Origin of the sequence: Agromyces luteolus (assembly GCF_009729855.1) — a bacterium.
GTDB classification, from domain to species: Bacteria; Actinomycetota; Actinomycetes; order Actinomycetales; family Microbacteriaceae; genus Agromyces; species Agromyces luteolus.
Map to the genome: position 1 here is coordinate 110460 of NZ_WODA01000002.1, position 16722 is coordinate 127181.

General features: G+C 73.8%; 15 protein-coding genes. 7 read left to right on the top strand and 8 right to left on the bottom strand.

All coding sequences use genetic code 11. From position 1 onward, the window contains the following. Positions 1-14: 14 nt before the first annotated feature. Positions 15-2372, bottom strand: coding sequence for a glycoside hydrolase family 3 C-terminal domain-containing protein (locus tag GLX25_RS00670; protein WP_155840296.1), 2358 nt, complete (start codon positions 2370-2372; stop codon positions 15-17). Positions 2373-2523: 151 nt separating this feature from the next. Between GLX25_RS00670 and GLX25_RS00675 the strand changes: the two genes are divergently transcribed. From GLX25_RS00675 to GLX25_RS00685, 3 genes are all read left to right on the top strand, one after another. Beyond that, positions 2524-3144, top strand: a complete 621-nt coding sequence (locus GLX25_RS00675) for a PadR family transcriptional regulator (protein WP_155840297.1) — start codon at positions 2524-2526, stop codon at positions 3142-3144. Next, a complete protein-coding gene (locus GLX25_RS00680) occupies positions 3141-4952 on the top strand; it encodes a sulfatase (protein WP_155840298.1) in 1812 nt (603 codons plus the stop codon). The genes GLX25_RS00675 and GLX25_RS00680 overlap by 4 nt, the downstream gene beginning before the upstream one ends. Positions 4953-5017: 65 nt before the next feature. Continuing rightward, the gene (locus GLX25_RS00685; protein ID WP_155840299.1) at positions 5018-6433 is read left to right on the top strand and encodes an MFS transporter; all 1416 of its coding nucleotides are present in this window, start codon (positions 5018-5020) and stop codon (positions 6431-6433) included. A 442-nt stretch (positions 6434-6875) separates the two neighbouring features. Here the strand turns inward: GLX25_RS00685 and GLX25_RS00690 are convergent, their stop codons facing one another. Beyond that, a complete protein-coding gene (locus GLX25_RS00690; RefSeq protein WP_205719787.1) occupies positions 6876-8222 on the bottom strand; it encodes a hypothetical protein in 1347 nt (448 codons plus the stop codon). Between the two features lie 129 nt (positions 8223-8351). Here GLX25_RS00690 and GLX25_RS00695 point away from each other — a divergent pair, with 129 nt between their 5' ends. Together GLX25_RS00695 and GLX25_RS00700 are read left to right on the top strand one after the other, a co-directional pair. Next, positions 8352-9542: a molybdopterin-dependent oxidoreductase gene (locus tag GLX25_RS00695; RefSeq protein ID WP_155840300.1), complete on the top strand. Its 1191-nt coding sequence runs from the start codon at positions 8352-8354 to the stop codon at positions 9540-9542. After that, the gene (locus GLX25_RS00700; RefSeq protein WP_155840301.1) at positions 9539-9982 is read left to right on the top strand and encodes a hypothetical protein; all 444 of its coding nucleotides are present in this window, start codon (positions 9539-9541) and stop codon (positions 9980-9982) included. The genes GLX25_RS00695 and GLX25_RS00700 overlap by 4 nt, the downstream gene beginning before the upstream one ends. Here GLX25_RS00700 and GLX25_RS00705 read toward each other — a convergent pair. The 6 genes from GLX25_RS00705 to GLX25_RS00730 form a co-directional block, all read right to left on the bottom strand. Next, entirely contained in the window at positions 9868-10713 is an 846-nt protein-coding gene (locus GLX25_RS00705) for a class I SAM-dependent methyltransferase (RefSeq protein ID WP_205719788.1), read from the bottom strand. The two genes, GLX25_RS00700 and GLX25_RS00705, sit on opposite strands and share 115 nt — an antisense overlap. Beyond that, entirely contained in the window at positions 10710-11342 is a 633-nt protein-coding gene (locus GLX25_RS00710; RefSeq protein ID WP_155840302.1) for a TIGR04282 family arsenosugar biosynthesis glycosyltransferase, read from the bottom strand. The genes GLX25_RS00705 and GLX25_RS00710 overlap by 4 nt, the downstream gene beginning before the upstream one ends. Continuing rightward, entirely contained in the window at positions 11339-12031 is a 693-nt protein-coding gene (locus GLX25_RS00715; protein WP_155840303.1) for a glycosyltransferase family 2 protein, read from the bottom strand. Before GLX25_RS00715 ends, GLX25_RS00710 begins: the two co-directional genes overlap by 4 nt. Further along, positions 12028-13077 (bottom strand): NAD-dependent epimerase/dehydratase family protein, encoded by a 1050-nt coding sequence (locus GLX25_RS00720; protein ID WP_155840304.1) that lies wholly within the window; start codon positions 13075-13077, stop codon positions 12028-12030. The genes GLX25_RS00715 and GLX25_RS00720 overlap by 4 nt, the downstream gene beginning before the upstream one ends. After that, on the bottom strand, positions 13074-13865 hold the full coding sequence (locus GLX25_RS00725) for an MTAP family purine nucleoside phosphorylase (protein ID WP_155840305.1): 792 nt from the start codon (positions 13863-13865) through the stop codon (positions 13074-13076). The genes GLX25_RS00720 and GLX25_RS00725 overlap by 4 nt, the downstream gene beginning before the upstream one ends. 94 nt (positions 13866-13959) lie before the next feature. Then, positions 13960-14436 carry a hypothetical protein gene (locus GLX25_RS00730; protein ID WP_155840306.1) on the bottom strand — a complete coding sequence of 159 codons (477 nt, stop codon included), beginning with the start codon at positions 14434-14436 and terminating at the stop codon, positions 13960-13962. Between the two features lie 124 nt (positions 14437-14560). On the opposite strand from GLX25_RS00730, the gene GLX25_RS00735 reads away from it, so the two are divergent. Continuing rightward, the gene (locus GLX25_RS00735; RefSeq protein ID WP_155840307.1) at positions 14561-15160 is read left to right on the top strand and encodes a TetR/AcrR family transcriptional regulator; all 600 of its coding nucleotides are present in this window, start codon (positions 14561-14563) and stop codon (positions 15158-15160) included. 14 nt (positions 15161-15174) lie between these two features. Further along, positions 15175-16713, top strand: coding sequence for a carboxylesterase/lipase family protein (locus GLX25_RS00740; RefSeq protein WP_271192321.1), 1539 nt, complete (start codon positions 15175-15177; stop codon positions 16711-16713). Positions 16714-16722: the final 9 nt, after the last annotated feature.

Sequence of the window (16722 nt, forward strand, 5' to 3'; positions counted from 1 at the left end):
CCCGTCGTCGTGCGTCAGGCCATCGGGGCGTTCGCGACGGCGATGAGCTGCTCGATCTGCTCGAGGTCGAACGCCGACCCGGGGAACATCGCGGCGCGGCCGATGGGCATCGCGCCCATCATCTGCATCATGCCCTCGGCGTCGAGGCCGAGCCCGCCGGCGGTCTCGGCCGGCTGCTCGGCGGTGGCCTCGCCCGTCGGGTCGCCCCCGCCGAGCAGGTCGGCCGCCATGGCCGCGAGCGCCTGGCCGACGATCGGACCGGCGACGGGGTGCGCCATGACCTCGCTGATCGTCGACTCGATCGTGAGCGGGATCCGCACCGGGTCGGCCTCGACGTCGACGGTCGCGACCGAGCGGACGTCGCGGCTCGACGCCCCGACCTCGACCGTGTACTCGCCGCCCTCGACGATCCACAGGTCGACGCGGGTGTCCCAGTAGGCGAGGTCGGTGCGGCGCACGCGGACCTCGACGTCGCGCCGCTCGCCGGCGGCCAGGGACACCTTGGCGAAGCCCTTCAGCTCGCGCGGAGCGCGCGAGACCGTCGAGCCGGGGAGCGAGCTGTAGACCTGCACGACCTCGGCGCCGTCGCGGTCGCCGGTGTTCGTCACGGGCACGCGGACGAGGAGCCCGTCGTCGTCGGAGCTCACGACGGCGTCGCCGTACTCGAACGTCGTGTACGAGAGGCCGTGGCCGAACGGGTAGGTCACCTCGAGCTCGCGCGCGTCGTACCAGCGGTAGCCGACGAGGAGGCCCTCGCCGTAGCGCACGTGCCCGTGCTCGCCGGGGAAGTTGCCCCACGCGGGGGTGTCCTGCAGCCGCACGGGCACGGTCTCGGTGAGTCGGCCGGACGGGTTCACCGCGCCGTAGAGCACGTCGGCGACGGCCGAGCCGCCCGCCTGGCCGAGCAGCCACGTCTCGAGGATCGCGGGGACACGGTCGGCGAACGGCGCGAGGCGCACGACGCCGCCGTGCGAGAGCACGACGACCGTGTTCGGGTTCGCGGCGAGCACGCGGTCGACGAGCTCGAGCTGCGCGGCGGGCAGCTCGATGTCGCGCCGGTCGAACCCTTCGGACTCGAGGCTCGCGGGCAGCCCGAGGAAGAGCACGGCCACGTCGGCCGCGGAGGCGGCGGCCACGGCCTCGTCGGCGAGCCCCGCGGCATCCGAGCCGTCGATGGTGAAGCCGGGCGCGAAGGTCACGGCGTCCGCGCCGGCGACCTCGCGGATCGACTCGAGCGCGGCGTCGATGCGCGTGGCGTTGACGTGCGAGCTGCCGCCGCCCTGGAAGCGCGGGGTGCGCGCGAACTCGCCGATGACGGCGACGGATGCCTCGGGCGCGAGCGGCAGCAGCGACCCCTCGTTGCGCAGCAGCACGATGCTGTTCGCCGCGGCTTCGCGGGCGAGCGCGTGGTGCTCGTCGACGTCGTACGCGGCGTCGGGGTCGGCGCCGGCGACGGCCTTCTGCGCGAGCTCGACGGCGCGGCGGGCGCCCGTGTCGAGCACCGACGCGTCGAGCTCGCCGGCCTCGACCGCGGCGACGACCTGCGCGTCGGACCGGCCGCCGTTGGCGGGCATCTCGAGGTCGAGCCCTGCGGCGAGCGCGGCGACCCGGTCGGTGACGGCGCCCCAGTCGGAGACGACGAGCCCGTCGAAGCCCCACTCGTCGCGGAGCACCTCGGTGAGGAGGAACGGGTTCTGCGAGGCGGGGACGCCGTTCACACGGTTGTACGAGCACATGACGGTCCACGGCTGCTCGTCCTCGACGACGCGCTGGAAGCCGCGGAGGTAGATCTCGCGGAGCGGGCGCGGGTCGATGTCGGCCGACACGCGCATGCGGTCGTCCTCCTGGTTGTTCGCCGCGTAGTGCTTGAGCGACGCGCCGACGCCCTGCGACTGCACGCCGCGAACGAGCGCGGAGCCGAGCACGCCGGAGACGAGCGGGTCCTCGGAGAGGTACTCGAAGTTGCGGCCGCAGAGCGGCGAGCGCTTGATGTTGATGCCCGGACCGAGGAGCACGCCGACGCCCTCGGCGCGCGACTCCTCGCCGAGCGCGACGCCGACACGCTCGAGCAGCTCGGGGTCGAACGAGGAGCCGAGGGCGACCGCCGGCGGGAAGCAGGTCGCGGGGACGGATGCGGCCATGCCGAGGTGGTCGGCGCTGTCGTCCTGCTTGCGCACGCCGTGCGGGCCGTCGGTGAGCATGATCGACGGCACGGGGCCGACCTGCTTGGTGGTCCAGAAGCTCTCGCCGCTCGTGAGGGCGGCCTTCTCCTCGGTCGTGAGCGTCGCGACGATGTCGGCCGCGGGTGTCGTGGCGAACGCCGCGGGATCGACGGCCGCTGCCGCTGCGCCGTTCTGGAGGATGTCGGTCATGATGCGCCTTTCTCGTCGCTGAGTTGCGAAAACTGTATAGCACTAGGTTTTCAGCCTCAAGGGCTGGATGCCTGAAATCCGAGCTTGACACGGTTTTCTCAGACCGTTATAACACTAGTTACATGTGTGACGATGCACATAAGGAGCAACGATGAAGTTCGAGAACGTCCTGCTGGGGCTGCTGGCCATGAAGCCGCTGCACGGCTACGAGCTGATGAAGTGGCTCGACACCGAGGGCCAGTTCCTCCGGTCGAACACGCACCACAGCCAGATCTACCGCGAGCTCGGCCGCATGGTCACCAACGGCCTCGTCGAGTTCCACGTCGACCCGCGCGAAGGGCGGCCCGACGCGAAGGTCTATCGGATCACGGACGTCGGCCGGGAAGCGCTGGTCGAGTGGGTGCACTCGCCCTACCAGCCCACGAGCCGCTTCCAGGACGCGGACTTCAACGCCCGGTTCATCTTCACCGCGCAGCTCGATCCGGCCGCCGCGATCGTCGTCATCGACACCGAGCTCGACTACCGCCGAGCCCAGGTGCTCCGCAGCCGCACGCGATCGCTCACCATGGCCGATCCCGATCCCATCCCCGAGATCGACCTCGCCCGGGCGCGACGGCTCGGGCTCGCGATGCACGAGTTCGGCAAGGAGTCCGTCGATCGCTGGATCGAGTGGCTCGAGGAGATGCGAGCGTCGCTCGTCGACGAGATCGCGAGCGACACGGTCGCCGAGGCATCCGTCACCGCCACCCCCACCGAGGAGGCGCGCTCATGAGGGCGATCATGGTCATGTTCGACAGCCTGAACCGACGGATGCTGCCGCCCTACGGCAGCGACTGGGTGCACGCCCCGAACTTCGAGCGGCTGGCCGCCCGCAGCGTGACGTTCGACCACTGCTACGGCGGGTCGATGCCGTGCATGCCGGCGCGGCGCGAGATGCACACCGCGCGCTACAACTTCCTGCACCGGTCGTGGGGCCCGCTCGAGCCGTTCGACGACTCGGTCCCCGCGATGCTCACCGCGGCGGGCATCCACACCCACCTCGCGACGGACCACCAGCACTACTGGGAGGACGGCGGCGCGACCTACCACACGCGGTACTCGACCCACGAGTTCTTCCGCGGGCAGGAGGGCGACCCGTGGAAGGGCCAGGTCGCCGACCCGGAGATCCCCGAGTCGCTCGGCATGTCGAAGGAGCTCAAGACGAAGCTCTGGCGGCAGGACTGGGTCAACCGCGGCCACCTGCAGGAGGAGAAGGACCACCCGCAGACGCGCACCTTCGACGCCGGCATCGAGTTCCTCGAGACCAACGCCGACCAGGACGGCTGGTTCGTCCAGATCGAGACCTTCGACCCGCACGAGCCGTTCTTCAGCTACGCCGACTACAAGCGCCACTACGCGACCGGGTACGACGGGCCGCACTTCGACTGGCCCGACTACGCCAAGGTGACCGAGGTGCCCGAGGCCGTCGAGCACGCCCGCACCGAGTACGCCGCGCTGCTCACCATGTGCGACCGGTCGCTCGGCCGCGTGCTCGACGTCATGGACGAGCACGACCTGTGGGACGACACGATGCTCATCGTCAACACCGACCACGGCTTCATGCTCGGCGAGCACGGCTGGTGGGGCAAGAACGTGCAGCCCTGGTACGACGAGACGATCCACAACCCGCTCTTCGTGTGGGACCCGCGCTCGGGCGTCGCCGGCGAGCGCCGCGGCTCGCTCGTGCAGACGATCGACTTCGGCCCGACCCTGCTCGACTTCTTCGGCATCGCGCCCACCGACGACATGCAGGGCTCGTCGCTCGCGCCGGTCGTCGTCGACGACCAGCCGATCCGCGAGTACGGGCTGTTCGGCGTCTTCGGCGGCCACGCGTGCGTGACCGACGGCCGGTACGTCTACATGCGCGCCTCCGCGACGCCCGCGAACCAGCCGCTCCACGAGCACACGCTCATGCCGACCCACATGCACGGGTTCTTCCACACCGGCGAGCTCGCGCACGCCGAGCTCGTCGACGGGTTCGCGTTCACGAAGGGTCTCAAGGTGCTGAAGACCCCGGCGCAGGCGTTCGTCTCGCCGTACGCGTTCGGCACGCAGCTCTTCGACCTCGAGGCCGACCCCGAGCAGCAGCACCCCCTTCGGGACGACGCGCTCGAGCTCGAACTCGCGACCGCGCTCCGCGACCTGCTCGTCGCGTCGGACGCACCCGCGGAGCAGTTCGTGCGCCTGGGCCTGCCCGAGACCGGCGCCCTCGGCGACGAGCACCTGCTCGTCGGCGCGCAGTGGCAGATGCTCCAGCTCTCGCTGCTCCCCGCGGTGACCGCGTCCGACTTCGGCGACGCCGGCGCGGCGCTCGAGCGTCCGATCGCCCAACTGCTGGCGGATGACGCGAGCCGCGCCGTCCTCGCCCGGCACGCTCCGATGCTCGCCGGCGGTCCGGTGGTCGCGATGGCCGGCCGGCTCACGCTGCTGCAGGTCGCCTCGATGATGATCGGCCTCCTGCCCCGCCCACTCCTCGCCGCCCTCGCGGCGGAGCTGACCGAGGCGGATGCCGCGGCATCCGTCGCACTCGACCCGGCCTGAACGGGCCGCCCTCCCGACCGACCCATCGACCGCAGTACCGCAGTACCCTCACGAAGGAGTGAACCATGTCCAATGACGTACGCACCGCGCCGAGCGCGATCGTGCACCCCGCCCCCGCGGCGTCGCCCGGCGCGCCGGAGGCGAGTGCGCCGACCCCCGACGGGTCGGCTGCGCCGAAGCGCCGCAAGACCAACCTGGTCGTCCTCGGCGGCTCGATGCTCGTCGACGGCGGCGAGGGCAGCATCTCGACGACGCTGTTCCCCGTCATCCAGGCGGCGCTGGGACTCGCGACGAGCGCGCTCGGCATCCTCGCCGCGGCCGGCCGCATCGTCGGCGCGGTCGCCGGGCCGATCTGGGTGTACCTCGCCCGCCGGTTCTCGCGGAAGTGGATCCTCGCGATCGCGACCGGGTTCTGGGGCCTGTGGGGCATCGCGGCGGGCTTCGCGCAGGACTTCACGCAGCTGCTGATCTTCTACACGATCATGGCGGCCGGTCCGGCCGCGGCGCACGCGATCGTTCCCGAGGTGATCGGCGACTCGTTCGAGGACAGGAAGCGCGGTCGCGTCGTCGGCTGGCTCTACGGCGGCGTCGCCGCGGGTTCTGCCGTGCTCGCGCCGCTCATCGGCCAGCTCGCGAACGTCGAGGACGGCTGGCGCTACGGATTCTTCGTGTTCGGGGCGATCAACGTGCTGTTCGGCCTCCTCATCGTCGTGTTCTTCAAGGACCCCGGCACGGGCAACGGCGAGACGCAGCTGCGCGGCTTCACGCAGGCCGAGCGTGATGCGGAGTCGAAGATCACCTGGGCGAAGGTCGTCTCGCTCGTGAAGATCCCGAGCTACCTGATCCTCCTCGGCAGCCGGCTGCTCTCGAGCCACCTGCTGCTCGCCGCCTTCGGCGTCGTGCTGCTCGTGCAGGTCTACGGCTTCGACACTGCGGTGGCCGCGACGGTCATGGCGCCATTCGGCATCGGGTACCTGCTCGGCACGATCATCGGCGGCTACGTCGCCGACGTGCTGAACCGGCTGAGCCCGAACTACGGTCGGGTCGGCCTGCTCCAGGCCGCGCAGTTCCTCTTCGCGATCGTCGCGTTCTTCGCCACGCAGGTCGCGTACGGCGGCATCGTCCCGTTCCTCGTGCTCTTCGGCCTCGTCGGCCTCACGATGGGCCTGAACCCCGGCGTGAACCGCCCGCTCGTCATGGCGGTCGTGCCGCCCGAGCTCCGCGGCGCGGCGTTCGCGATCTTCGTCTCGATCATCGAGTCGGTGGCGTTCGCGATCTACACGCTCACGGCCGGGTTCCTCGCCGACGCCATCGGCATGCAGGCCGTCATGTTCTGGCTCGTCGTCGTCCTCATGATCGTCAACGGCCTGTTCCTCTCGCTGCTCTACCGCCCGTTCAAGCGCGACCGCCTCGCCCTCGAGGCCGAGCTCGACCGCCGGCGCGAGCACATCCTCGCGAAGGAGGCCGCCGAGTCGGCCTGACCGGCGGCCCCGAGCGGGGGCGGATGCCACGTGCCGTGCGCCGTGGCATCCGCCCCCGTCGTTCGCCGGACGCGGGCGACTCGCCGCTGCGCCGCAGGCCGGACCTGGCCGTCGGCACGGCCGCCCCCGGCCCGGCAGCGGCCGATACCCCTACGCCACGACGAGGGAGAAAGGTATTCCCGGGATACCTTTCTCCCTCGTCTTGCGGAAGAGGGTATCCGCGGGGCGCGGTACTGGGGTGGCGGTGCCGCGGGTGGCGGTGCCGCGGGTGGCGGTTCCGCGGGTGGCGGTGCCGCGGGTGGCGGTGCCGCGGGTGGCGGTTCCGCGCCGTTCCGGGGGTGGCGGTTCCGCGGGCGCCTGAGCGAGTCGATGGCGCAGCGTCACGGGAGACGGGTGGCGGTACCGGGGTGGCGGTGCTCGGCCGAGGCGTCGCGTCCGAACCTCACCAGCTCGTGACGAGCAGGTGCTGCACGACGAGCGCGAAGGCGAGCTGGCCGGCGAAGCCGGCGCGGCGCCAGCGCTCGGTGAGGAGTGCGGTGCCGACGAGGAGCCACGGGACGAACGGCAGCCAGATGCGCTCGACCTCGGCCTTGCTCATCTGCGAGAGGTCGGCGGCGACGATCGTGGCGGCCGCGGCGAGCGCGAGTACGATCACCACGCGCTCGGGCCGAACCTCCGAACGCCATCCGATCGCCCGTGCACCCGTCGTGGCGATCGCGGCGCCGACGAGCGGGCCGGCGCTGATCGCGAGCGCGGCCAGGTTGCCCCACACCCAGTAAGTGAACTGGCGGCGGCTCGCGACGCCGTCCCAGTAGCGCTCGACGAGCACGGGGAACGCCTCCCACCACGCGAAGCCGAACGCCGCGAACGCGAGCACGACGGCGAGCGCCGCGAGCGCCGCGATGGGCAGCGGTCGCCAGTCGCGGCCGAGCGCGAGCACGGCGAGCGCGAGGATCCCGAGGATCGGCAGGCCGTACGAGAGCATCACGCAGTAGCCGAGCAGCAGGCCCGCGAGCACGCTCCACGCGGCCATCGCCCCGAGTCGGCCGGCGGTCGCCGCGAACCCGAGGGCGCACAGCCCCCACGCGGCGACTGCCGCGAACATGCCGTCGGCCGAGACCGCGAACCAGATCGCCGCGGGTCCCATGGCCAGGAACGGTGCGGCTCGGCGCGCGGCATCCTCGGCCCCGAGCCGGCGGAGCAGCGTCAGCACCCCGAGCGCGGCGGTCGCGCCGACGAGGAGCACGACGAACCCGGCCGCGAGCCCGCCGCCGAGGCCGAGCCGCACCAGGACGACGAAGAACAGCAGCGCACCCGGGGGGTGCCCGGCGATGTGCACCGGCCAGTTGTCCTCGGAGTCGAGCGGGATGTGCGCGATGTAGTCGCGGAGGGTCGCGCCGAAGTCGGTGACCTCGCGCGCCGTGCCGAGGTACTCGTACCGGTGCTCGAGGATCCGACCGATCCCGTCCCACCCGTCGACCGTCGCGAGGGCGACCATCCACGCGACCGCGGCGGCGTACGCGATCGCGAGCAGTGCGCCCCAGCGGAGCCGGCGCGCGAGCGGGACACCCCAGACGGATGCGGCGACCGCGAGCAGCACGGCCGGAAGCGTGCCCGGCCCCAGCCGCGGCATCCACTCGGCGTGCAGTGGCGGGAACGACATGATGTGCACGCTCTGGCCGAGGAGGGGCGGCACGATCATCGCCAGGGCGATGAGGGCGAGCGCGATCCCGAGCCCGATCCAGGGCGCGACGGCGACCAGCCTGCGACGACGGGGATCGACCTGCACCCTCCGAGACTACGGACGGCGCGCCCGCCCGGGCAGGGGTGGACTTCTTACGGAACGCCGACGTCGCGCGTCCGCGAACCGTAAGGTCCACCCCTCGCATCCGCGGCGACCCGGTGGTCGACTGGAACCATGGCCGGCCTCACCGAACGCGCCTCGGCCCGGATCGCCGAACGACTCGAGCCGCTGATGGGCGCCGCGCACGACGCGGCATCCGACCCGCAGGTGAAGTCGGCGCGCACGACGGTCGTGGTCGGCCGGCTGCTCGGGGCCGCCTTCCTCATCTGCTTCGGCACGGGCGTCTACAGCCACCTGCTGCAGGACCCGCTGCCGTGGCTGCCGATGCCGACCCGCCCGGTCGAGCTCTACCGGGTGACGCAGGGCCTGCACGTGATCACGGGCACCGCGGCGGTGCCGCTGCTGCTCGCAAAGCTCTGGACGGTCTACCCGCGGCTGTTCACCTGGCCGCCCGTGCGGTCGGTGTCGCACCTCCTCGAGCGCGCGTCGATCGCGGTGCTCGTCGGCGTCTCGCTCGTCGAGGTGACGATCGGCCTGATGAACCTCGTGCAGTGGTACGCGTTCCCCTTCTCGTTCCGGGCGACGCACTTCGCACTCGCGTGGGTGCTCATCGGCGCCCTCGCGATCCACCTCGGCGTGAAGCTCCCGGTGATCGCCAAGGTCTGGCGGCGGCCGACGGGCGACCGAGCGGATGCCACGGGCCGGTTCGTGTCCCGTCGCGGATTCCTCGTCGCGGTCGGCGCCGCCGCGACCTCCGCCGTCGCGCTCACGGCCGGCCAGACGGTGCCCGCGCTCGCACCGCTCAACGTGCTCGCACCGCGCCGGATGGGCGTCGGCCCGCAGGGCCTGCCGATCAACCGGACGGCCGCGCAGGCCGGCGTCACCGAGACGGCCGTGGCACCGGACTGGGTGCTCACGGTCACGAGCCCGACCGGGTCGCGCGACTTCACGCTCGAGGACCTCCGCGCCCTGCCGCAGGCCGAGGAGGTGCTGCCGATCGCATGCGTCGAGGGCTGGAGCCAGTCGGCGACGTGGCGCGGCGTGCGGATGGTCGACCTGCTCGCGGCAGCGGATGCCGCGGAGCCGACGGCGCCGCTCCGGATCGAGAGCCTGCAGGAGCGCGGCGCGTTCGCGCGCACGGAGATGCCGCCGCAGTACGCACGCGACCCGCTCACGCTCGTCGCGCTCGAGCTGAACGGCGGCACGCTCGACGTCGACCACGGCTACCCGGCGCGCATCATCGCGCCGGGGCGACCCGGGGTCATGCAGACGAAGTGGCTGCGGCGGATCGAGGTGACGGCATGAGGGCGGCGCGCGGCCTCCTCATCGCCGTCGGGCTCGGGCTCGCCGCGTACGGCGGGTTCCTGGTGCTGACCGAGATCGATCCGTCGCAGTGGATCGGCATCGCCGTGTGGGTGGGCGCGGCGATCCTGCTGCACGACGGCGTCGTCGCGCCCGTGGTCGTCGCGGTCGGGCTCGGCGCCGCGAGCGTGCGCGGGCGGGTCGGCGATCGGGGCGTCGCGATCGCGCAGGGCGCCCTCGTCGTCGGTGCGATCCTCACGGCGATCACGGTGCCGGCGCTCGTCGCGTCGACGCTCGGCAACCCGAACCCGACGATCCTCGTCGGCTCCTACGGCATCGCGCTCGCGGTCATCTGGGCCGTGCTGCTCGCGCTCGCCGCGATCGCGCTGCGCGCCTCGCGCATCGCGGTCGTCCGCGCCGCGCGCGCCGCACGCACGAAGTGACGCCCGGCGGCGTCCCAGTGCTCGACGACCACGAGCCCCGCGTCGGACGCGAGGGCGGCCGCGGCCGCCCACCCGACACGGGCCCACGGGAACGGCGAGCTCTCTCGCCCGTCGTCGTCGACGAGCGTGCAGTGGCCGACGACGGCGAGGTCGGCGTCGGCGTCGACCTCGACGAGCACCTGGCCGCCCTCGGCGACGAGCTCCGCGCATCGTCGCAGCAGCAGGGCCGGTGCTCCGCCGATGCCGATGTTGCCGTCGAGGAGCAGCAGGCTCCGCCAGCGCCCCTCGAGCGGAAGCCGCTCGAACACCGACCGCCGCAGCGCGAGGCCGCCCGCCTGCCTGGCGCGCTCGACGGCGTGCGGCATGACGTCGATCCCGAGCGCGGGCAGCGAACGTGCGCCGGCCGCGTGCAGCATCCGCCCCGGACCGCAGCCCACGTCGAGGAGCGGACCGGTCGCGCGGTCGATCACAGTGAGGTCCGCCTCCCCCGCGGGCCGGACCCAGCTGCCCGCGTCGAGCCGATGGGACGAGCCGTCGGCGCCGCGAAGCGACAGCGAGGCCATGTCCTGTCCGGCCAGCAGCCGCACGTAGGGTTCTCCGCGACCGGCGCCGAAGGCGGCGAGCTCGGGCGACGGGCCGTGCCGACTCGATCCCGCGCCGTTCCGACCGGCCCGCTCCGGTGCCGCCGGCGCGGTGGTCGCGGGCGCCGGCCGGAGCGGCGGGGCGCTCATCGCCGTCCCCCAGTGAGCTCCCGATGCAGCCGCGCGAACCGGGTGTCCGGTGCCGCGAGGGCGACGGATGCCGCGGACTCGGCCGTGTCGACGTCGGTGAGCTCGTCGAGCAGGCCCACGACGAGCCCGGCGGCCTCCAGCCGTGCGAGCTGGAGCCGTCCGGTGTCGTCGCGCGACATCGGCACGCCGCGGATCACCGCGCCGTCGGGCTCGCGCATCGCGAGCGCCCAGAAGCCGCCGTCCGCGGCCGGGCCGAGCCAGGCGTCGGTCGAGTGGTCGGTGTCGCCGACGCCGAGCGCCGCCGCCACGAGCGCGCCGGTCAGCTGCGGCGTGTCCATGCCCACGAGGAGCAGCGGCTCGTCGACCGCGTCGAACAGGTGCGCGAGCCGTTCGTCGAGGTCGCCCGACGACTGCGCGAGCACGTCGAACCCCGCCGCAGCCTCGGGGGCGGCCTCGCCGTCGAAGTAGAGCACGCGCCGGTCGACCGGCAACGCGGCGACGACCTCCAGCGTGTCGTCGAGCGCGGCCGCGGCGAGCGCGGCGGCCTCCTCGGGCATGAACGGCGGGGTCAGCCGGGTCTTCACGCGACCCGGCCGGCACTCCTTCGCGATCACCGCCACGGCGGTCATGCGTGGACCTCGCGGAAGATGCGCGACATGTCGCCGATCGCGGTGAGCGTGCCGCGCACGGTGCCCGTCACCTTGGACCGCCCCTCGCGCGGCCGGTACGGCACGTCGAGTTCGCGGATGCGCCATCCGTCGGCCGCGGCCCGCAGCACCATCTCGAGCGGGAAGCCGCTTCGGCGATCGCGGATGCCCAGTGCCTGCAGGCGGGCCGTCTCGGCGACCCGCAGCGGCCCGAGGTCGTGGAGCGGCGTGCCCGTGCGCCGCGTCATGCGCGCGGCGAGCACCCGGTTCGCGAGCCGGGCGTGGAGCGGCCAGGCCGACCCGCTGGTCGGCCGTCGCCGACCGAGCACGAGGTCGGCCTCCCCTGCGTCCACGAGCCGGACGAGCCGCGGCAGGTCGGCGGGGTCGAGCGACGCGTCGGCGTCGCAGAACGCGACGAGCGGCGCGGTCGCCGCCTCGAGGCCCGCGTTGGCGGCGGCGCCGAACCCGCGCCGCGGTTCGGTGACGACGGTCGCGCCGTGCTCGCGCGCGACCTCGGCCGAGCGGTCGGTGGAGCCGTTGTCGACCACGATCGCGCGCACGCCGTCGGGCAGCCGCCCGAGCACCCACGGCAGCGCGCGCTCCTCGTCGAGGCACGGGAGCACGAGGTCGACGTGCGGCGACCCGCCGCGCTCGCCGCTCCCGTGGTTCATCGCGCCGCTCCGGCCGCGGCGAACTCGGCGAGCCCGTCGTCGAGCGCGACGCGCGGCGCCCAGTCGAGCTCGGCCCGGGCCCGGGCGGATGACGCGGTGATGTGCCGCACGTCGCCGAGCCGGTACTCCCCCGTCACGACCGGATCCGGGCCGCCCATCGCCCGGGCGAGCCCGGAGGCGAGCTCGCCCACCGTCGTGATCACGCCCGACCCGACGTTGAACGCCCGGGCCGTGCCGGCCGGGAACCCGCCGAGCGCGTCGGCCGCCGCGAGGTTCGCGGCCGCGACATCCGTCACGTGCACGAAGTCGCGGCGCTGCGCGCCGTCCTCGAAGACCCGGGGCGCCTCGCCGCGCGCGAGCGACGAGCGGAAGATCGCCGCGACACCGGCATAGGGAGTGTCCCGCGGCATCCGCGGCCCGTAGACGTTGTGGTAGCGCAGCAGCGCCGCCCGGCTGCCGGTCGCGCGCCCCCACGCCGAGGCGAGGTGCTCCTGCGCGAGCTTCGTCAGCGCGTAGACGTTCCGCGGGTCGAGCGCGTCATCCTCGTCGACGAGGTCGGGGGCGAGCGGATGCCCCGTCCCGGGGTCTCGCGGTTCGAAGCGACCGGCGTCCAGGTCGGCGACCGTGCGCGCGGCGGGCCGGCGCCGCCGCCCCTCGGCGTCGAGGTACGCGCCCTCGCCGTAGACCACCATCGACGACGCGAGCACGAGCCGGCCCACGCGCGCCCGGGCCATCGCCGCGACGAGCTCGGCCGTGCCGAGCACGTTCGATGCGGCGTAGTCGGGCGCGTCCTGCAGGTCGACGCCGAGGCCCACCTTCGCCGCCTCGTGGAACACCGCCTCGACCCCGTCGAGGGCCCGATCGAGCACCGCCGGGTCGCGCACGTCGCCGTGCACGAGCTCCACGCCGTCCGGCGGTGCGACGGTTCCCGCGTGCACGTCGGGTCGCAGCGAGTCGAGCACCCGCACCGCGTCGCCCCGCTCGAGGGCGAGCCGCACGACCTCGCCGCCGATGAACCCGGCACCGCCGGTGACGAGGACCGTCATCGCGCCACCGGGAGTCCGAGCACGTGCGCGATCGCCTCGTCGTCGATGAGTTCGCGGGGCGCGTATTCGGCCGGGATCGCGGCGACGATCCGCTCGAGCGACGCCAGCACCCGCGGCCTCGCCTCGGCGAGGCGGCGGAACACGAGTTCGGCCGTGACCGCGTCGGGGTCGTCCTCGACGTGGCCGGTGTCGGTGTCGGTCACGAGGCAGAGCGTCGCGGTGCCCATGCCGAGCTCGGCCGCGAGCGCCACCTCGGGGCAGAGCGTCATGTTCACGAGGTCCGCGCCGGCGTCCCGCAGGACGGATGCCTCGGCCCGCGTGGAGAACCTCGGACCCTGGATCACCGCGACGGTCGCCCGCGGCGCGGCATCCGGCACCGCCTCGATCGCGACGCGCCGCAGTTCTGGGCAGAACGGGTCGGCGAACGGCAGGTGGCGTACGAGCGAGCCGTCGTAGAACGTGTCGTCGCGGGCGGCGGTGCGGTCGAGGAGCTGGTCGGGAATCGCCCACGACTGCGTCGGGAACTCGGCGCGCAGCGACCCGACGGCCGCCGTCGAGACGACCGCGCGCACGCCGAGGTCGGCGAGCGCCCACGCGTTCGCGCGCGCGTTGATGCGGTGCGGCGGGATCGTGTGGCCGTCGCCGTGCCGCGCGAGGAAGACGACCGCACGGCCGCCGAGCTCACCCGAGGTGACGGCGGCCGTGCCGAACGGCGTGGCGTGCTCGCGCGCCTCGCCGTCGATCAGTGCGGCGAGTCCCGTGCCCCCGATGACCCCCACCGTGTCCATGGCTCAACCCTGCCCGTCCCCCCTGCGCCGGATCGAGGAGGTTCCTTACGATCCGGTGACGCGGCGGCATCGCGTCGGCGTGCGCGTCGTCACGTCATCCTCTGCGGTTCATGCGCCGCACGCGCTCCTTCGCGGTCGTGCGTGCGCGATCCTGGTCGGTGGGCGTCGTGATGGTCGCGAACAGCGTGCGGAACCCGCTCACGATCGCCATGTTCGAGGGCCGCTTCACCTGCTTGCGCTGGCGCTCGATGGACTTCGCGGCTCCGCCCGTGCGCGACGCGTCGGCCGACGACGCCCGCCCGCCCGCGGTGCCGTAGCGGACCGCGACCCGCTCGAGCCGCGCCGACGAGCGCCTGGCGGCACGCCGGGCCGCGTACGGCACGCGATCGGCCTCGCGCTTGACGATGACGATGCGGCGCTTCTCGGCCGAGGCCGCCGACTTCACGCGCGACTTCGCCGGCTCGGGCAGCGACGACGCGAGCTTGCGCGCCTCCTTCTCCGCCCGTTCGGCCTCCTTCACCGCGCGCTTCGCCGCACGGCGGGCGTCGCGGTCGGCAGCGGTCTTCGGCATGCGTCCCCCTCGCGTGTCGGACGGGCGGCCCCGATCGGGCGCCCTCTCGGGAGAGTACGCCGCGAGGCATCCGACCCCAACCCCTTGACGGTCCGACCGGGCCGCGCAACCTAGGATCGATGACATGGCACGGCGGGGGTCGTACGCGAAGGGCGTCGCGAAGCGCGAGGAGATCCTCACGTCCGCGCTCGAGGTCATCGCGCGCGAGGGGTACGGCCGGGCGTCGGTGCGCGAGCTCGCCGAGGCCGTCGGGCTCAGCCAGGCCGGCCTGCTGCACTACTTCGGCACCAAGGAGGAGCTCTTCGCCGCCGTGCTCCGCAAGCGCGACGAGGCCGACCTCGCGCGCTCCGAGGACGAGACCGGCACGAGGTCCGTGTTCGAGGGGTTCCGGCAGACGATCGGCCGCAACGCCGACGTCCCCGGCCTCATCCAGCTCTACGTGCGCCTGTCGGCCGAGGCGACGGATGCCGCGCATCCGGCGCACGCGTTCTTCACCGAGCGGACGCGGGCCTTCCGCGAGACCGTGGCCGGCGACATCCGCCGGATGCAGGCCGAGGGCACCGCCCGCGCCGATGTCGACGCCGAGCAGGCGGCCATGCTCCTGCTCGCGGCGGCCGACGGCCTGCAGGTCCAGTGGCTCACGGACCCCACGATCGACATGGCCGAGCACGTCGCGACGCTGCTCCGCCTGCTCGAGCCGCCCGCCGCTCCGGCCGACGCCTGACCGAAGGAGACACCGTGCCCGATCCCGCGCCCACCGTCGAGGCCATGACGCGGGCGGGCGCAGTGCGCGGGAGGTGGCGGGGCGAGCCGGGTGCGCCCGGGGCGTCGGCGGCGTTCCTCGGCATCCCATTCGCCGAACCGCCCGTCGGCGAGCTCCGATTCGCCCCGCCCGAGCCCGCGCGGCCCTGGGAGGGCGTGCGGGACGCGCTCGAGCACGGGCCCACGCCGCAGCGCGGCGACCCCGGTGCCACGATCATCCCCGAGCCGTCGGTGCCGGGCGAGGCGACGCTCAACGTGGACGTGTTCACGCCGGCGCCGGGGCCGGCCGGTGCCGGCGCCGGTGCCGAGGGCCTGCCGGTGCTGGTCTGGTTCCACGGCGGCGGCTACGTCGCCGGTTCGCCCGCGAGCCCCTGGTACGACGGCCGGACGTTCAACCGCGACGGCGTCGTCACGGTCAACGTGTCGTATCGGCTGGGCTTCGACGGGTTCGGCTGGATCGAGGGCGCACCCGCGAACCGCGGCGTGCTCGACTGGCTGCTGGCACTCGAATGGGTGCGCGACAACGTCGCGGCGTTCGGCGGCGACCCGGGACGCGTGACCGTCGCCGGGCAGTCCGCGGGCGGCGGAGCCGTGCTCACCCTGCTCGGGATGCCGCGTGCGCGGGGCCTGTTCCACCGCGTGTGGGCGGCCTCCCCGGCCGTCGCCGACGTGTCGCGGGACCGCGCGAAAGCGCTCGCGCGCCGGATCGGCGAGCTCGGCGGCATCCGTCCCGACCTCGACGGGCTGCGCTCGCTGTCGGAGGAGCGGGTGCGGCAGCTGCAGCGCGAGGCTCTCCGCGCGGCGCGCGGGACCCGGGGCGGCGGTGCGCAGCTCGTGGCCGACGGCCTCCCGATCGGACCCGTCGTCGACGGCGACCTGCTGCCGGCGACCACGACGTCGTCGCTCGCGTCGGGTGTCGGCGCGTCCGTGCCGCTCGTGCTCGGCACCACCGACGACGAGTTCTCGGCGGCGTTCCGCGCGGCGGCCGGGCGGCTCCGGTGGGTGCCGCGGAAGTCCGCGCTGAAGCGCCTCGGACTCGCCGAACCGCGCCGCTCGGCCTGGCTCGAGGCGAACCGCGGCGAGGGCCTGCACGGCACGGCCGCCGTGCTCGGCCGGTACGTGAGCGATCACGTGTTCCGTGCGCCGCTCGTGCGCACGGTCGCGGCGCGCGAGCTCGGTGCGACCGTGGCCGCGACGGATGGCGCGGCGCCCGCCGCCACGTGGGCGTACCGCTTCTCATGGCGCTCGCCCGTGTCCGGCGCGGCCGTGCACTGCCTCGACGTCCCGTTCCTGTTCGACGTCCTGCCCGAGGGGCACGTTCCCGCGGTCGCGGGCGTGCGCCCACCGCAGGGCCTCGCCGACCGGCTGCACGCCGACGTCGTCGCGTTCGTCCGCGGCGCCGACCCCGCCTGGCCGACCGCCGCGGGCGAGGCGTTCCCGGCGCGGCTCTACGGTTCGACGATCGCGACGATGCCCGACGCCTACGCCTCGGCCCGGCCGCTCGCGGGGGTGTGACGCGGCGGT